The sequence below is a fragment of the Bacteroides sp. OF04-15BH genome, assembly GCF_003477995.1.
Taxonomy (GTDB): Bacteria; Bacteroidota; Bacteroidia; order Bacteroidales; family Bacteroidaceae; genus Paraprevotella.
The window spans coordinates 1-2,501 of the sequence record NZ_QUEM01000081.1; the positions used below are offsets into that span (position 1 = coordinate 1).

At 45.5% G+C, this 2,501-nt stretch carries 2 protein-coding genes and 1 pseudogene; all 3 read left to right on the top strand.

What is annotated here, in order from left to right; all coding sequences use genetic code 11:
- The coding region (locus DXA74_RS15820; RefSeq protein WP_118529085.1) for a primase-helicase family protein at positions 1-792 on the top strand (792 nt) is incomplete at its 5' end.
- A gap of 231 nt (positions 793-1,023) precedes the next feature.
- The gene (locus tag DXA74_RS15825; protein ID WP_118529087.1) at positions 1,024-1,980 is read left to right on the top strand and encodes a toprim domain-containing protein; all 957 of its coding nucleotides are present in this window, start codon (positions 1,024-1,026) and stop codon (positions 1,978-1,980) included.
- A gap of 210 nt (positions 1,981-2,190) precedes the next feature.
- A pseudogene (locus DXA74_RS15830) lies at positions 2,191-2,501 on the top strand (mobilization protein); the annotation flags it as partial.

Here is a 2,501-nt window from a genome sequence, read left to right on the forward strand (position 1 = left end):
GGCAAAAGCACGTTCTTGAACTTCCTGAAAGCCGTGTTTGAGAACAACGTGACTTTCAACACCAACGAAGATTTCCGCAGCCAGTTCAATTCCGACTGGGCAGGAAAGCTGCTAATCGTTGTGGACGAAGTTTTGCTCAACCGCAGGGAAGACAGCGAACGGTTGAAAAACCTGAGCACCACTTTCACCTACAAGGTGGAAGCCAAAGGCAAAGACCGAACGGAGATTGCTTTCTTCGCCAAGTTCGTGCTATGTTCCAACAACGAATATCTGCCTATACTCATAGACGCAGGAGAAACACGCTACTGGGTGCGGAAGATAATGCCGTTGCAGAGTGATGATACCAACTTTCTGCAAAAGCTAAAAGCGGAAATACCTGCATTTCTTTATTTCCTGACCCAAAGGGAACTATCCACGACACAGGAAAGCCGTATGTGGTTCAACCCAAGACTGACACATACCGCAGCCTTGCAGAAAATAATTCGAAGCAACCGCAACCGACTGGAAATAGAAATGACCGAGTTGTTGCTTGACATCATGTCGAACATGAACGTGGAAAGCGTATCATTCTGCCTGAACGACCTTGTAACCTTGCTACTCTATTCACAGGTCAAGGTTGAAAAGTATCAAGTGAGGAAAGTTGTGCAGGAAGTATGGAAACTTACTTCTGCACACAATTCGCTATCCTACACCGCTTATGAGTTCGCACCCCATCGTGAGTGCCACTATGAGCCGAAAAGGAAAACTGGTCGGTTTTATACGGTAACGAAAGAACAACTGACCGCTATCTAATTATTTTGATGAAATGATGAATAAGGGAAGTAATATATTGCCTTACAGATAGATATGTATTCATCAAACACTCATCAACAACGATTGCTGATGAAAAAAGAAAACATCATTTCTCTTTTGGCAAGCAATCTGATGAGAAAAAGATGAGCCGATATAACGCTGTTTAACAGTGTGTTAAATTCCAAATTCATCAAATCATCATTTTTCATTCACCAACAAATCCGCAAGAAAATGACAATAGAAGAAGCTAAAAGCATACGAATAGCCGACTACCTGCACAGCTTAGGTTATTCACCAGTAAAACAACAAGGTATCAACCTTTGGTACAAATCTCCGTTTAGGGAAGAGAGTGAAGCATCGTTCAAAGTGAATACCGAACGTGAACAATGGTATGACTTCGGTTTGGGAAAGGGCGGAAACATCATTGCACTGGCTGCACATCTGTACGCTACCGACCATATACCTTACATCTTGAAACGGATAGCAGAGCAGACACCGCACGTGCGCCCGGTATCTTTCTCTTTTGGAAAGCAAAGCTCTTCTGAGCCGAGCTTCCAACAGTTGGAGATTGTTCCGCTGTCATCTCCTGCCCTGCTTGCCTACTTACAAAGCAGAAGAATTAACATAGAACTGGCGAAAAGAGAATGTAGTGAAGCCCGTTTCACCCACAACGGCAAGCGGTACTTTGCCATCGCCTTTCTCAATGCTTCGGGTGGGTTTGAGGTTCGTAACCGCTATTTCAAGGGCTGCATCGCTCCAAAGGAAATCTCCCACATCAGACAGTCTGGGAAAGCGAGGAATACCTGTTATGTGTTCGAGGGATTTATGGACTACCTCTCCTTTCTGACATTGAGACAAGAGAACTGTCCGAATTATCCGGAGCTGGATGGACAGGATTACATCGTATTGAATTCCGTATCGAATGTGAACAAGGCTCTCTATCCGTTGGGCAATTACGAACGCATCCACTGCTTTTTCGACAACGACCATGCAGGCATGGAAGCCCTCCAACAAATCCGCAAGGAATACGGCAGAGACCGATACATCCGTGACGCTTCACAGACTTACAGCGGATGTAAGGACTTGAACGAATACTTACAGAAACAGGTTGAAAGAAAAAGGCAAGTCCAATCCGTCAAAGGAGTGAGCAGCCAGTCACCGAAAAAGAAAAACGGCTTTCGGTTATAGCCCACTATAACTACACGCTCCGCTTTCGTAGTTGTGGGCTCTCCCGAGGGGATTAGAGCTTTGCCCTAATAACCCACTCAGGGCGTTTCACCCCTGAGAACCCCGAGCAAAGAGTGACCCTCTCTTTGCAATCTCCGCTTATGGGTTACCCCTAAGAACCCCTCTGCGAAAGCGAGCAGAATAATCAATTGCAAACAAAGAAAAGAAGCTATGGCAACAAAATCAAGCATACATATCAAGCCTTGCAACATCGCATCGAGCGAGGCACACAACCGAAGAACTGCCGAGTATATGCGTAATATCGGGGAGTCCAGAATCTATGTCGTTCCCGAACTTTCCACCAACAACGAACAGTGGATAAATCCCGACTTCAGCACTCCCGAACTGCGAACTCATTATGACAATATCAAGCAAATGGTCAAGGAAAAGACCGGACGTGCCATGCAGGAAAAGGAAAGGGAACGCAAGGGAAAGAATGGAAAAATTATCAAGGTGGCGGGATGTTCACCCATCCGTGAAGG

Coding starts and splice junctions, on each gene's coding strand:
- DXA74_RS15825 (WP_118529087.1), top strand. CDS start 1,024: ATGACAATAGAAGAAGCTAAAAGCATACGAATAGCCGACTACCTGCAC.